Origin of the sequence: Vibrio vulnificus CMCP6, from assembly GCF_000039765.1 — a bacterium.
In the GTDB taxonomy this organism is placed as follows: Bacteria; Pseudomonadota; Gammaproteobacteria; order Enterobacterales; family Vibrionaceae; genus Vibrio; species Vibrio vulnificus_B.
Map to the genome: position 1 here is coordinate 1,784,356 of NC_004460.2, position 12,101 is coordinate 1,796,456.

General features: G+C 46.0%; 12 protein-coding genes and 1 tRNA gene. 4 read left to right on the forward strand and 9 right to left on the reverse strand.

Annotated features, from left to right (window positions below):
• The first annotated feature begins 74 nt into the window (after positions 1 to 74).
• Positions 75 to 1,364 carry a peptidoglycan DD-endopeptidase ShyA gene (gene shyA / locus VV1_RS22670; RefSeq protein WP_011082474.1) on the forward strand — a complete coding sequence of 430 codons (1,290 nt, stop codon included), beginning with the start codon at positions 75 to 77 and terminating at the stop codon, positions 1,362 to 1,364.
• A 101-nt stretch (positions 1,365 to 1,465) separates the two neighbouring features.
• Here the strand turns inward: shyA and VV1_RS22675 are convergent, their stop codons facing one another.
• From VV1_RS22675 to VV1_RS22685, 3 genes are all read right to left on the reverse strand, one after another.
• Complete coding sequence (locus VV1_RS22675; RefSeq protein WP_011082475.1) at positions 1,466 to 2,113, reverse strand: HAD family hydrolase; 648 nt, start codon at positions 2,111 to 2,113, stop codon at positions 1,466 to 1,468.
• Between the two features lie 110 nt (positions 2,114 to 2,223).
• The gene (locus VV1_RS22680; protein WP_011082476.1) at positions 2,224 to 3,123 is read right to left on the reverse strand and encodes a spermidine synthase; all 900 of its coding nucleotides are present in this window, start codon (positions 3,121 to 3,123) and stop codon (positions 2,224 to 2,226) included.
• Positions 3,113 to 3,748, reverse strand: a complete 636-nt coding sequence (locus tag VV1_RS22685) for a fused MFS/spermidine synthase (RefSeq protein WP_043921227.1) — start codon at positions 3,746 to 3,748, stop codon at positions 3,113 to 3,115. The genes VV1_RS22680 and VV1_RS22685 overlap by 11 nt, the downstream gene beginning before the upstream one ends.
• A gap of 198 nt (positions 3,749 to 3,946) precedes the next feature.
• On the opposite strand from VV1_RS22685, the gene VV1_RS22690 reads away from it, so the two are divergent.
• Positions 3,947 to 4,822, forward strand: a complete 876-nt coding sequence (locus VV1_RS22690) for an NAD(P)-dependent oxidoreductase (protein ID WP_011082478.1) — start codon at positions 3,947 to 3,949, stop codon at positions 4,820 to 4,822.
• A gap of 61 nt (positions 4,823 to 4,883) precedes the next feature.
• On the opposite strand, the gene VV1_RS22695 is transcribed toward VV1_RS22690, so the two are convergent.
• From VV1_RS22695 to VV1_RS22710, 4 genes are all read right to left on the reverse strand, one after another.
• A complete protein-coding gene (locus VV1_RS22695) occupies positions 4,884 to 5,357 on the reverse strand; it encodes a type II secretion system protein (RefSeq protein ID WP_011082479.1) in 474 nt (157 codons plus the stop codon).
• Between the two features lie 173 nt (positions 5,358 to 5,530).
• Positions 5,531 to 6,088: a GNAT family N-acetyltransferase gene (locus VV1_RS22700; protein ID WP_011082480.1), complete on the reverse strand. Its 558-nt coding sequence runs from the start codon at positions 6,086 to 6,088 to the stop codon at positions 5,531 to 5,533.
• A gap of 62 nt (positions 6,089 to 6,150) precedes the next feature.
• Positions 6,151 to 6,759 (reverse strand): DUF2913 family protein, encoded by a 609-nt coding sequence (locus VV1_RS22705; RefSeq protein ID WP_011082481.1) that lies wholly within the window; start codon positions 6,757 to 6,759, stop codon positions 6,151 to 6,153.
• A gap of 25 nt (positions 6,760 to 6,784) precedes the next feature.
• Positions 6,785 to 6,868, reverse strand: a tRNA-Leu gene (locus VV1_RS22710).
• Positions 6,869 to 7,427: 559 nt separating this feature from the next.
• Between VV1_RS22710 and VV1_RS22715 the strand changes: the two genes are divergently transcribed.
• Positions 7,428 to 8,636 (forward strand): NupC/NupG family nucleoside CNT transporter, encoded by a 1,209-nt coding sequence (locus VV1_RS22715; protein WP_011082482.1) that lies wholly within the window; start codon positions 7,428 to 7,430, stop codon positions 8,634 to 8,636.
• Positions 8,637 to 8,746: 110 nt separating this feature from the next.
• Here VV1_RS22715 and VV1_RS22720 read toward each other — a convergent pair whose 3' ends face one another.
• Both VV1_RS22720 and VV1_RS22725 read right to left on the reverse strand, forming a co-directional pair.
• Positions 8,747 to 9,844, reverse strand: coding sequence for a DUF3541 domain-containing protein (locus tag VV1_RS22720; protein ID WP_011082483.1), 1,098 nt, complete (start codon positions 9,842 to 9,844; stop codon positions 8,747 to 8,749).
• A 70-nt stretch (positions 9,845 to 9,914) separates the two neighbouring features.
• A complete protein-coding gene (locus tag VV1_RS22725; protein WP_011082484.1) occupies positions 9,915 to 10,526 on the reverse strand; it encodes an alpha-ketoglutarate-dependent dioxygenase AlkB family protein in 612 nt (203 codons plus the stop codon).
• Positions 10,527 to 10,668: 142 nt separating this feature from the next.
• On the opposite strand from VV1_RS22725, the gene VV1_RS22730 reads away from it, so the two are divergent.
• A complete protein-coding gene (locus tag VV1_RS22730; protein ID WP_011082485.1) occupies positions 10,669 to 12,048 on the forward strand; it encodes a diguanylate cyclase in 1,380 nt (459 codons plus the stop codon).
• The last annotated feature ends 53 nt before the right edge of the window (positions 12,049 to 12,101 follow it).

Genomic DNA, 12,101 nt, shown 5'->3' on the forward strand with positions numbered 1-12,101 from the left:
AGGCAATTATTTGGTGATTTTTTTGCGAGAAATGCATAAGCTTGAAAGCCTGTTCCGCAGGAGATAGTAAAACCGTGTCTTCCCAAGTAATCAACAGACGTTTTTCTCAATTAACCAGTGGTAAAAAATGGCTATTATTGTCGCTACCGCTGGTTGCTATTATTGGCGTCTCATCGTCGCTGCATCAGCCGACGTTAACTCGCACTATTGAACTGAATCTTAGTGACAACCAAGCCCTAAACGATGCGCTTTCTGCCAACGCCCTAGAGGGATGGCAACTTCCTCCGAGCTTCGAGTACCAAATTCAATCTGGTGACAACCTAAGTACCATCTTCACCCAATTGGGATTTGGCTACCAAGAAATGATGAAGGTAATGGAAACGGACTTGGATTACCTCGTCCTCGATACCTTGCGTCCTGGCAATACACTGCGTTTCTGGCAAAACGAAGAAACGGGTGCGCTGGAAAAAATGGAGCTCGTGCTAAGTATTGCCGATAAAGCGGTGTTTACGCGAAATAGCGATGGCAGCTTTAGTTTCGAACAAGTGAATTTGCCTGGTGAGTGGCGACAACAGCCTCTTATTGGCACCATTGAAGGGAGCTTTTCTAGCTCAGCCTATCGGTTAGGGTTAAACAGCATCGAAATCGACCAAATCGTGTCGTTACTACGTGAAAAAATCAACTTTTCTCGTGATTTGCGTGCTGGAGATAGTTTTGAGATCGTTCGCCGTAATCAATTTATCGATGGCGTGGAAAGTGGTAAACGTCAAATCGAAGCGATTAAGATCTTTAACCGTGGCCGTGAGATCACGGCGTATTTGCACAGCGATGGGCAGTTCTATGATGCGAAAGGTCAAAGTTTGCAACGTGCTTTCCAACGTTATCCCGTGACGACTAACTGGCGTTTAAGTTCTCAATTTAATCCACACCGCCTACATCCCGTTACGGGACGTGTTGCGCCACACAATGGTACAGACTTCGCGACGCCGATTGGCACGCCAGTCATGTCGACGGGGGATGGTACTGTCATTTTAGTTCGTAAAAACCACCCGTTTGCTGGCAACTACATTGTGGTTGAGCACGGCAGTAAGTACAAAACCCGCTATCTTCATCTGAGCAAAGTGTTGGTGACGAAAGGGCAAAAGGTGTCCCGTGGTCAACGTATTGGCCTTAGTGGTAAAACAGGCCGTGTTACAGGGCCCCATCTTCATTATGAACTGTTGGAGCACAACCGTCCGGTTGATGCGATGAAAGCGAAGATACCGATGGCCAGTTCGGTGCCAAAGAAAGAAATGGCCAGTTTCCTTGCCACGGTGAAAGAGATGGATACGCTCTTAAGCGATCAAGAGAAACAAAATATTTAGTTTCTATAACGTTAAACAAAGTAAGGGGCGAAAGCCCCTTACTTCATTGTTATCCCTACCCCCGTTTTAGCGGTGAGTGGTAGTGGTGGCATTTGCCAGATCTAGTCTGGTTGCAGCTCTTTCAGTACTTCCGTCAACGAAGGGCAAATACGATGGCCAAAAGCAATAACTTCCTCACATGGCTCTACCAAATCGGGAATCTGATAGGTCATCATGTTGGCCGCCACAGCAGCGCGAACGCCATTGTTCGAGTCCTCAAAAGCCAGACACTGAGCTGGTGGTACATTTAAACGGCTGGCAGCAAGCAGGTAGATTTCAGGATCCGGTTTGCCGTGAGTGACTTCGCAACCAGTGGTAATCGATTCAAAGTAGTGATCAAGCCCTGCCAGCTTGAGTTTTACCAGCGCGACATCCTTTTGTGTAGAGGTCGCTACCGCAGCGGGTATCTGGTGAGCTTTTAGCCACTCAAGTAGGGCAATCACGCCCTCTTTGACAGGGATGGCTTCATGCAGAACCACTTGGTTATACCGCTTACGCCATTCTGCATGTAGGCGATCAAGATCATCGCCATAGGCAGCACGTAAAATCGCGTCGATACCAGCGGAATTGCGTCCGATGATAGAAAGATACGTCTCTTGATAGAAAGGCAGATTTTGTACATCACACGCTTGCTTGAAAATGCGCATACAAACGCGTTCGGTGTCGAGTAGAAGTCCATCCATGTCGAAAATGGCAGCATTAAATTTCATCAGTACAGCTTTAACCAGATAAGTATTGTTACTGACATTGTGACACAGGAGAACGAAGATTGGCAGGTGATGTGCCGACAATCTTCGTTCTCGATTCGCATTCAACGTTTTTATTTCAATAAGTTAGCGGGTGAAAATTGGTCTGTGAGCAGCCTAGCTTGTTCGTCCCAATCAGCTTCTAATGTCATTAAAGAAGGGTAATTCTCTATCTCTATGGCAAATGGCTGCAGTGCACTGGCTAATGCTTCAGCTTGCTGTTGCAGTGCCTGCTGATTGGGCAAAGAGGTTAACATCGAAAGAATGACACGGTTGCCCGACTCTTGAGGAATTTTGAAGTTATAAAATTCACCAAAGACGGAGCGATATGTAGCCGACTCGTGATCATACAGCTTGCTCGTAGAAAATGTATTCGCCACCAACACACCACTGCTACTGAGGAGTTGCTTAGTTTCCATCAGAAATTCTCGAGTCATGAGGTGTTCGGGAATGTATTCGCCATTAAACGCATCCAGCAGAATGAAATCGTACTTTTGTCCCTTTAACCCTGCGCGTTTTATGTAAACACGGGCATCACCAGTGTGAACTCGTGTGTTGTGGCTAGGTTGAAAATAGAAATAGCGTTCCGCGATTTGAGAAACCACGGGATCGATTTCGACAATGTCCATATGCGATTCGGGATAAAGCTCTGCAAGCGCACTGGGGACCGAGCCGCCCCCGAGACCAATGATAAGAATTCGCTCAGGCTTCGGGTTAAACAGCAGCCCCGCTAACGTCATTCGCACATAGGGAAAGTAGATACGTTTATCTTGCGGGTCTTGGTATTCGCAGGTTTGGACTCGTTCTCCTTTTTTGGCGGTGAAAGAGAGGCAACGAAAATCTTGGTGCTCGAATACCACGATATCCTGATAAAGCGACTTTTGTTCATGAATGATAGTGCTTTGCCCTATGGAGAAAGGAGAGAGCAACGTGCACAGTAGCGCAAAGAGCAAGACAATAGGATTAATCGACATCAAGTTCTACCTCGTGGAAGAGTGGGGCAGTATCCAGCCGGTAGGCAAATATCCCAGCCAGCAGTAAGAGCGCTGTCAGCGTTAACAATATGGTATTGATCTCCCACCAAAGCACGAGGTAGAAGGAAGTGGCTAGGGTACCCAGTGCACTACCCAATGTTGAGACAAAATAGAGCCTACCGGCGATTTGGCCACTATGCTGTTCGTTTTTCACCATCAATCTCACCGCATAGGGCGATATCATGCCTAAAATGACCGTAGGAATAAAAAACAGCAAGATTGCCGTGACTAAAGAACCGTAGCGCGGATCGTCTATCCAGAGAAAGGTGAAGTCCATGATGGGCTTACCGGCAAAAATCAAGGGCAAGAGAAACAGGGCTCCGAAAAGGTAAAAACGAGCAAATTGTTTTAGAGAAGGATGGTGTGCGGAAAGATTGCCCCCCAGCAAATAGCCCAATGAGAGTGCCACCATAAAAACGGTAATAATGCTGCCCCATACGTAGATACTGTTGCCAAAGTAAGGCGCAAGGACTTTGCCGCCCAAGAGTTCAATGGACATAATGCTAAAACCACTGATGAATGCCAGCATAAGAATCAATCCATTGGATGTGGTTGCTTTTCTCATCAAAAATCTCCTGAAGTGTTGCGTTCATTCTTTCCAAGTATTTGTGCGGAAAGCGGATATAGCAAGGTGAGGGGGCTTTCAGTTATGATGGGGTCCTATCTGAGATCGTTTCAGTGTGGATTTCTACCTCTTATGGCCATAAGATACGGGAAATGGCCCCTGCAGCGATTCGAGTCATAACGTCATTGGGGAGAAAGAATGGACGTCAAAAAAGTTGCATTTATTGGGTTGGGAGTCATGGGCTACCCAATGGCTGGCTATTTAAGCAAAGCGGGTTATGAAACTCGAGTCTACAACCGTACTTTCGCTAAAGCTCAGAAATGGGCAGAGCAGTATCAAGGGGCTGCATTTGAAACGCCTCGTGAAGCTGCTTTAGGTTGTGATGTTGTGTTTGTTTGCGTGGGCAACGATGACGATGTTCGCAGTGTTGTTTATGGAGAAGATGGTGTGCTTGCCGGTTTAGAACCTGGTGCCATTCTTGTTGACCACACCACTACTTCTGCAGAACTGGCTGTTGAACTTGCCGATGCTTGTCAGAAAGTCTCCAATGCCTTTATTGATGCGCCCGTATCTGGTGGGCAAGCCGGTGCGGAAAATGGTGTGTTAACCATCATGTGTGGCGGCGATGAGTCCGTCTTTGCTCAGGTTTCTCCAGTTATGGATGCTTACGCGAAACAAGCCACACTGCTTGGTGAAAATGGTCAGGGGCAGCGCTGTAAAATGGTGAATCAAATTTGCATCGCCGGGGTTTTACAAGGGCTAAGTGAAGCGATTTTATTGGCGCAAAAGTCAGGTTTGGATGTTGCTCAAGTGGTAGACACGCTGAAACATGGTGCTGCAGGTTCTTGGCAAATGGAAAACCGTGCAACTACGATGGCGCAAGATAAGTTTGATTTTGGCTTTGCCATTGATTGGATGCGTAAAGATCTCGGCTTTTGCTTAAAAGAGGCTCAGCGTGTTGGGCTTGAGTTGCCACTGACAAAGCAAGTGGATCAGCAATACGCTCAGTTGCAACAAGATGGTTTGGGGCGCATGGATACCTCGGTGCTGATCAAAGCGGTGGCGAAGCATTGAATCATTAAAGGGGAATGTTGAATTCCCCTTTTATCCACTTTTTGAGTAGAAAGCGTGCTTTTTAGCAACCATCGGTCAGACTGACGATTTGTGGCTGTTTTTCTGGTTGATAGAGGATCTGGCAGAAATCACCACTGGTTTGGAAGGTATACTTGTCCGCATAAAAAGAGATGGCGGCGACACGATGACCATCTATTTCTTTGTTATTAATGTGTAATCCACCATTGCGATCGATATTCAACAAGCGCCGTACAGCGTCGATGTAGGCTATCGGGTAGCCGTGGCAGACGTAATAGCTTTCTACTTCGACTTTCTGAATATAGTTACAGCTGCTTTCCACCCCAAGAATAGCGGATTTCGCGTAAACCATATCCACAGCCGTTCTCATTTGACCAGCCATGTCACGAACCTTCTGACTTCGAGCATCCGCCTGTATTCCTAAAAAACGTACCGCTGCGACCGCACTGACGATGGCGATAAGCACCAGCACAACGATCATTTCAATTAATGTAAAACCAGTTTGACGATACTTCATGGCAAATCAGCTCTCGGAAAATACTTACGCATAGTGTCATAAAAACAACAATGCCGTCTCTTTGACGGCACTGAGTTTTGTAAGGGTACGTAAGGATATCGGAACCAGAGACAGAAGTCTTTTGATGAATCCATTGGGCTTTGAGTCTGGATAAAAAGGTATTGGAAGAAGGCTTACTTCTCCGAGTGCTTTTCTTGCCAATCGGATTTGCGAAGGGCATACACGGCATGATCTAAAACACGATCTTGCACTCTCTCATTACGGCTAATGATGCCTTCCAGACTCATGCCTAAACGCTCAGCAACAGCACGACTAGCGGTATTTTCTTTTGCGGCTCTCAGTTGCACCAGCTCCATTGACAGTGTGCCAAAGGCGTATTCCAACATTTTTTGGCACGACAAGGTAACGATGCCTTTCCCTTGCAGTTCTTCAGAGAGCCAGTAACCAATGCAGGCTCTTTGTAGGTCGTGGTTGATTTCATGCAAACCTATGTTGCCCACTAGGTTGTCTTGGTAAAAAATCGCGCAAGTCACGGATTTTTTGTCGGCATACTCATGAAGAGAGCGTTGAACAAATTGTTGAAAATCTTGCTCAGTTTGGCAAAAAGAGGGCCAAGCTAGCCATTGTGATAGATACGTTTGTTGTTTGGCTACAAGCGGAGCATAGAGTTTTGCGAAGGAGTCTTGAACGAGTGCGAGTTTAATTTCTTCTGTGACATCGAGAGTGAACATAGGTCATCCTTTAACTTGTTATTTTTGTTTGAAAATCAGAATAACAGGTTACAAATGAACAATTAAGCAAGTTCTAGCGTGATGCGGACAAATTGTTCGTCCTGATAACCCACAGAATAGGTAAAGGTATTATTGGCGTAGATAGCACCAAGGAACAGAGCACGTTGGCTCATTGGGCCGCGAAATAGCATTGAGATAGGAGAGCGCATTTCATTGTTTGAACCAAAATGCTCATTGAGGTTTTGGGTCAATACGCACAGTAGACAGCCATTTTCATCGTGGGACAAATCCACATCTTCTGCTCGCGAGAGTAAGATGGTCGTACCTAACTTTTTCTCAATTTCATTGATAAGTAGCAGATAGCTATCAAGATGGGGTTGAACTGGCGCAGATTCCGCACCCACACAACGTTCGAGCAGAGCCTCTAGATCACCACTTTCGCCTTTTGCTTGTTGTGTTATTGCTTTAAGTGGTTTTTTAATCAACTTATAGCGATTGCTCTTAAGTTTGGGCTTTAACCACTTTTGCAGGATATCGTTACTTTCTTGGCGAGAATAAAGATTTGGTGTAGCAAGGCGACGGAATTGCAGGTGCAACAAAGCGTGAACAGCAAGTTCACTAAGCAGTTGATTCGCATCTGCGTTCGTTTTAGCTGGCTTAATACCTTGCATCACATTGATTATATTTATGAAGGAATGGTGCCGAGAGAGGGACTCGAACCCTCACACCATAGGCGCTAGCACCTCATGCTAGTGTGTCTACCAATTTCACCATCTCGGCACAGGATGTCGAAGCAGAGCTTCTTTTTGACGCGGTTCATTTCAAACCGAAGCGAATTATAACTAAAAAAGCGTGGAAGGCGAGTGTTTCCTTTACATAAATTAGTGTTTTTGGTTCGTTTGCATATTTATTGTCCACCTAAGGGCCAAAACTCATCATTATCCCTATTTAGAGTAGTGATAAGCGCAGGAAATACGCGCATTGGTTAAATTGTGGACGCTTGAACGTTTGCGTAAATAAATGTGATGAATATCTCTTTTTGTTGGCTATACTAGCGACCCGTTTAAGCGGGAAATAGGGTTTATCGTTCATAACCCTTACCCATACAAGCCGTCACATGGAAACAAATCGCCCAATAGTTTGGCCGTTTGAGTGAATGACCCCAAGGACCGGACCAGCTGACTTTTGAAAGCTTGTATAAGGTAAAAAAGATGTCGAACTATTCGTTCAATTTCATTCGTGAGTCATGGTGTCAATCGTCACCACTTCATACCCCTCCTTCTTTTGCTGCGTTTTTCAGCTCCTCTTTCATTTTTAATTTTTAAGTAGGTCGTTACTCATGAATATTTTGTTGAGTCTATTAGGTGTCGCTGCACTGATCGGTTGCGCGTTTTTGTTGTCGGAAAGCCGACGTTCAATTAACTGGAAAACGGTATTTAGAGCGTTGCTGCTGCAAGTGGGATTTGCAGCTCTGGTTCTCTACTTTCCTTGGGGGCAAGCAGCGCTAGCTGGGCTAAGTAATGCGGTTTCAGGATTACTGGGTTTCGCCGATGAAGGGATCGCTTTCTTGTTTGGTGATTTGGCTTCTTCTGGTTTCATCTTTGCCGTTCGCGTTCTTCCTATCATCATCTTCTTTAGTGCTCTTATCTCTGCCCTGTATTACTTGGGTATCATGCAAAAAGTGATTCAAGTTATTGGTGGTGGCATCCAGAAATTCTTGGGTACCAGCAAAGCCGAGTCTCTTGTTGCAACGGGCAATATCTTCCTTTCTCAAGGTGAGTCGCCATTGCTGATTCGTCCTTTCCTCTCGAGCATGACACGTTCAGAACTGTTTGCGGTGATGGCAGGCGGTATGGCATCGGTTGCGGGTAGTGTACTCGGTGGCTATGCTGGTTTAGGTGTTGAGCTGAAATATTTGATTGCAGCGAGTTTTATGGCGGCACCAGGCAGCTTGTTGATGGCAAAAATCATCGTGCCTGAGCGTGCAACGCCAAGCGACTATACCAACATTGAACTCGATAAATCTGACCAAAGCAACGTGATTGACGCACTGGCAAGTGGTGCGATGGGCGGCATGAAAGTGGCTGTTGCGGTGGGTACTATGCTGATTGCGTTTGTCAGTGTTATTGCCATGGTAAACACGGGTTTAGAAAACTTGGGCGAGCTATTTGGTTTCACTGGCGTCACGTTGCAAGCGATTTTTGGCTACCTATTCTCTCCATTGGCTTGGTTGATCGGTATCCCTTCAAATGAAGTGCTCGCAGCGGGTTCTTACATTGGCCAGAAGATTGTGATGAATGAGTTTGTGGCGTTCATTGACTTTGTGGAACACAAATCGCTGTTGTCAGAGCACAGCCAAGTGATCATCACGTTTGCTTTGTGTGGTTTTGCTAACATTGGTTCGATTGCGATTCAGTTGGGCTCCATCGGTGTGATGGCACCAGAGCGTCGCAGTGACGTAGCAAACATGGGCCTTAAAGCGGTTGCTGCTGGTACGTTAGCCAACCTAATGAGTGCATGTTTAGCTGGGATTTTTATCTCCCTATAATTCAGACAGCCTCAGCAGACTTCTTCTTTGCTAGCGAGAAGAAATGCTAAATGAGAACAAAAATGCCCTGTGAGAACAGGGCATTTTTTTATGCGCTAGATTTACAAAGATTAGGGTTGAGCTGGCTTATCGGCAATCAAACCGTAAGGCATTGAGGAAAAGACTTTCGGGTTGTGTTGCAGGGTGGGGGCTTCATTCACGCGCTGCCAATCGAGCAACATAATGGCTAACACGTTACGGTGTTCGCCTGACTCTAACTCAAAATCACCGGATACTGACGGGATCATGCCGCGTTCAGGGTCGATTGAAGCTTGAATGGCTTGGCGTGTTTTTTCTACCACCGGATCATTTTCTAATCCTGCGAGCAAAAAGCTGATCCCGACTTCTGCGATGATGTCTTCTTTAGCTCGAATTAATATGGTGTCAATGTGTTCACGGAAATAGTCAAAGATCCATTGATGCTGCTTCTCATCCACTTGATGCTGATAGTACTCTGAATCAGCGAAGATAATATGGGTCATTCCGTAGAGCTTGTTGCCGTATTGTTGGCCATTGAGCTGCTTATCTTTTGCATCCGGATAGGTTTGGCGGAAGGCATCAATAAACGCTTGCACGACGTCTTGCTCTCCAAGCTGTTTAAGCCAATAAACTTGATTGGCCAGCTGAGCCGCCCACGCTTCAATCATTTCCGGATTGGTGGCGTATTTTTTAAAGTCGTAGCGGCGGATCACTTCACGTAACCTGGCGTCTTGTTTGTGCTCTAAACCATATTCGTTGGCACGAGCCATCGAGCCAAGCAGATCCACACCAAGATACAGATACTCAGGCATGTGTTTTGTCGCGGTATAGCGGCGTACACTTCGTTCATCAGTATCATCAAGATAGCTTGCAATACGCTTTTCAGAATAAAGAATGATTTGCTCGGGCGTATACACTTCAGCAGCAAAGCGATTTAAGCGGCTTGCGACTCTCGCCATATCACTCCAAACGGCAGCAGAATATTTTGGGTCGAGTGTTTGGCGATACATACGCAATCCGTAATGACCTTCTTTAAACGGCGACAAGGTATAGAGTTGCTGCTCGTAAGTGCTTTTTATCAAGGATGCTGATTGTTGGTAAGTGGGTTTGCTGTTTTCTTCACTGGCAAAGGCAGAGAAGCCGATACCGAGAGATAGCAGGGTAATTAGTATCCGTGTGGCGATATTCATGACTGAGTCCCATATCAAGATGATAAATCGAAAGGTATCAGTTATTGCCGCCGTTTATGTAAGCGTCAGGTCAAATGGCGGTAGAAATTATCTGGCGAAAGGTGAGATTTATCCGCTCCGATTTGGTTTTAGCGGTTTTGGGTACACAATGTCGCCAATAATGCTGAGTGCTGCCTGCCATGATCAACAACGAGCCGCTGGTCAGTTCGAACTCGATTTTCTCTTTGCTAATGAGGTGCTGCAGAACGAAGCGACGGCTTTCTCCCAAATTGACGGAGGCGATGACGGGATTGCGGCCCAGCTCTGGTTCGTCATCCTGATGCCAGCCCATAGAGTCTTGTCCATTGCGGTAGAGGTTCGCCAATACCGAGTTGAATAAATGGCCGGAGGCATTCTCGCAACGCGCTTTTAGATCGAGTAACGTGGGTGTCCAAGGCAGAGGTTGCATGGTCAAGCCTGAATAAGTGTAAGCCGCGTCACCACACCAAGCCTGAAGACGAGGTTGTAGGACTTGGCGGCCAAACATTTGAATGGCTTTTTGCTCCCACGGAAGTTCATGCTTTAACTGAGTAAAGTATGTTTCGGCTTGATCTTGAGAAAGAAATGTCGGCCACCACAGCAACTGGCCATCGGTTATGGTCAGCCAATCGGGTGAATCAAACAAAAACAGCGAAGATGACATACACTTACCTGAAAAGAGACGAAATATTGCTTACCTATAAATACAAGATTGGTTTATTCTTATACATATATTAACTTTTTTAACAATAATAACGATTTATTATTTTCTTGTCCTACGTTGTAGGCGTTGATCTGGGGATTGAATGAAGTATACGTTTGGAAAGCGATGGAGTGTTAACTTATTGTTTCTCCTGTTCATCACTCTTTCCGTCGGCATTGTCGAACTGCTCCATCATGAGCAGAAAAAAGTGCGCCAAGAGTATTTCCAGCGAGAAGCAAAAGATCAGCTATCCACCATTCGTTCGAAGTTGGAAGCGGCGATTGTGTCGGACATCTACATCGTAAGCAGCCTAGCAACACTCATTTCTCTTCATCCAAATAGCAACAAGCAAGCACTTGACCAAGCTTCTGAGAAAATTCTGCGTAAAGGGAAACATTTACGCGTTATAGGCCTCGCCAGAGATGACGTGGTGAATTATGTCTATCCATGGGTCGGAAATGAGGGTGTTCTAGGACTGGACTACAAAAAAGAACCAGCACAGTGGGAATCGATCGTTAAAGCGAAAACCATTGAAGAAATTTTTATTGCTGGCCCGATGGAGTTAGTTCAAGGAGGCAAGGCGCTGGTGGCTCGTGTGCCTATCTTTAGCGATCCCCCGCTTAATTCACAATACTGGGGTGTGTGCAGTGCCGTACTGAATTTTGATTCGCTATTGATGGACGTCGGATTTGCCAGTTTTGCCTATCAATACCGAGTCGCGATAAAAGGTTTGGATAGTGAAGCCGAGAAAGGAGCGATGATTTACGGTGATGAAGCGACGTTCAACGATGCATTTGTCAAAGAGCGTGTGAGCTTTCCATACGGAGGGTGGGTGTTGGCCGTGGCCGATGATGGGCGCTATGCCGCGTTAATGCCTTGGTATCAAACACAAATTGTGCGTTTGATTGGTTACCCCACCGCATTATTGCTTTGTCTGGTGTTTCTCGCCATTTATCGTCTCTATACGATGGCACATAGCCGCTCTTTGCATGATGAGCTGACGGGGTTGCCGAACCGACGTTACTTTATGTATTCCCTAGAGCACCATTTTGAACACGCTAAGAAACAAGGCCGTGATGATACCTTTGCCGTCATTAACCTCGATCTCGACCGCTTTAAACAGATCAATGATACTCATGGGCATGCAGCTGGCGACAAAGTACTGATTGCTTGTGCCGAAAGGTTGAAGAGCACTTTGCGCTCGACCGACTTAGTAGCACGCATTGGTGGTGATGAGTTTTTGGTACTCTCTGCAAGAATGACGCATGAAAAAGACATGGAAATCTTGCTCAATAAACTCAAAGCGGCGCTTTGCTCTATGCCCATCGTGTATGAAGGTGAGTTGATCTATTTGCACATCAGCATTGGTTACTGCTTGTTCCACCATGAGATGAAAGATTCTGAAGAGATGCTCAAACAAGCCGACCAACGTATGTATAACGAGAAGAAAGCCAACAAAATGCGTTTTGCCGCCATTGGCTAGCGTGAGGATGAGTGTTAAGCGTCGCCCAAAGCACACCATTCGTGTTGCCAACA

Coding starts and splice junctions, on each gene's coding strand:
- VV1_RS22705 (WP_011082481.1), bottom strand. CDS start 6,759: ATGCAAGGTATTAAGCCAGCTAAAACGAACGCAGATGCGAATCAACTG.
- VV1_RS22680 (WP_011082476.1), bottom strand. CDS start 3,123: ATGTCGATTAATCCTATTGTCTTGCTCTTTGCGCTACTGTGCACGTTG.
- VV1_RS22725 (WP_011082484.1), bottom strand. CDS start 10,526: ATGTCATCTTCGCTGTTTTTGTTTGATTCACCCGATTGGCTGACCATA.
- VV1_RS22730 (WP_011082485.1), top strand. CDS start 10,669: ATGAAGTATACGTTTGGAAAGCGATGGAGTGTTAACTTATTGTTTCTC.
- VV1_RS22715 (WP_011082482.1), top strand. CDS start 7,428: ATGAATATTTTGTTGAGTCTATTAGGTGTCGCTGCACTGATCGGTTGC.
- VV1_RS22690 (WP_011082478.1), top strand. CDS start 3,947: ATGGACGTCAAAAAAGTTGCATTTATTGGGTTGGGAGTCATGGGCTAC.
- VV1_RS22675 (WP_011082475.1), bottom strand. CDS start 2,113: ATGAAATTTAATGCTGCCATTTTCGACATGGATGGACTTCTACTCGAC.
- VV1_RS22700 (WP_011082480.1), bottom strand. CDS start 6,088: ATGTTCACTCTCGATGTCACAGAAGAAATTAAACTCGCACTCGTTCAA.
- VV1_RS22720 (WP_011082483.1), bottom strand. CDS start 9,844: ATGAATATCGCCACACGGATACTAATTACCCTGCTATCTCTCGGTATC.
- VV1_RS22685 (WP_043921227.1), bottom strand. CDS start 3,748: ATGAGAAAAGCAACCACATCCAATGGATTGATTCTTATGCTGGCATTC.
- VV1_RS22695 (WP_011082479.1), bottom strand. CDS start 5,357: ATGAAGTATCGTCAAACTGGTTTTACATTAATTGAAATGATCGTTGTG.